The sequence below is a fragment of the Marinifilum breve genome (assembly GCF_003202155.1).
Lineage (GTDB): Bacteria > Bacteroidota > Bacteroidia > Bacteroidales > Marinifilaceae > Marinifilum > Marinifilum breve.
The window spans coordinates 1-1,421 of sequence record NZ_QFLI01000031.1 but is presented as its reverse complement, the minus strand read 5'-3'; the positions used below and the strand labels follow the sequence as shown (position 1 = coordinate 1,421).

The 1,421-nt window shown below is 36.0% G+C and carries 1 protein-coding gene; it reads right to left on the bottom strand.

Annotated elements, in window-relative coordinates; translation table 11 throughout:
- The coding region (locus DF185_RS22880) for a lamin tail domain-containing protein (protein WP_133250139.1) at positions 1-1,421 on the bottom strand (1,421 nt) is incomplete at both ends.

The window sequence follows — 1,421 nt, the reverse complement described above, 5'->3', positions numbered from 1 at the left end:
AATCTCCTTTAAAACGTTGGCTTGTAATTTATAATTCTCAGGATTCAGTAGTGTTAATTCATTAATCATTTCACTAAACTCCAAAGACAAATGATTTTCTGATTTCAGTCTAAAAGAAATTACCTTAGGTGCTTCTTCATCTATATTTTCAGCACGAATTGAGTTGATTTTTCCGGGTGTCCCTCCATTTTTACTTACGGAAGCTGACCAATTGCTTCGACTACTGCATGTGTTAGAAGGATCAATTCGCTCTATACTCCAACCTCCATTGCTTTTCTCCTCTGATTGATACCAGGTATCGGAATAAGTGATTTCATCTATTGCTTCTCCATTGACAGACAACAATCTTAAACTATTTCCTGTATTTGTAAGGCCTGTAAAGTTTGATACACCCAAAGCATTCCCAAATTCAGAAAATGATTCAGCTGCTGAATTAGAACAGAGAATCAAATATGAATTTGATGGAATGGTATCTGAAGAAAACGACAGTTCCTTACTGCCAATTTGTAACTTCCATCCTTCAACTGAAATTGGATAGCTTTTGGTATTGTACAACTCGATGTATTCATACTCTGGCAATCCTTGACTTGGACTTTCATCTGCCATGATCTCGTTTATGACAACATCATGCTGATGTACTTCGTGATACACAAAATTCAATATGGTATCAAGCACATTACCACACTCATCGGATATTCCTGAAACATGCAAATTCATTGGCTCCGCATCTGTAAATGCATTTTCGAATTGCAACTCTACCTCTTGTGTTGAAATGAAAATAAGCTCCTTTAAAACGTTGCCCTGTATGTTATAATTCTCAGGATTCAGTAATGTTGTTTCATCGATCATTTCACTAAATTCCAAAGACAACTGATTTTCAGATACCAATTTGAAATAAATTACATTAGGAGCTTCTTCATCTAAATTTTCCGTACGAATTGAATTGATTTGGCCGGGTGTTCCTCCATTCGCATTTGCGGAAGCTGACCAATTGCTTCGACTACTGCACGTATTCGAAGGATCAATTCGCTCTAAACTCCAACCCCCATTGTTTTTTTCCTCTGATTGATACCAGGTATCGGAATAGGTGATTTCATCAATTGTTTCTCCTTTAGCAGACAACAACTTCAAATTGTTTCCTGAGTTGGTTAAGCCACTAAAACTAGATAAAGAATGTACATCTCCATAAACCAAAAATTCTTCTTTGGAGGTATGAGAGCATAGAATTAAATATGAATTTGCTTGAATGGTATCTGAAGTAAACAACAATTCCTTGCTGCCTATTTGCAATTTCCAACCTTCAACTGAAATTGGATAATTTTTGGTATTGTATAACTCGATGTATTCATACTCGGGTAATCCTTGTGTTGGGCTTTCATCGGCCATGATTTCATTAATAACAACATCATGTTCATGTACTA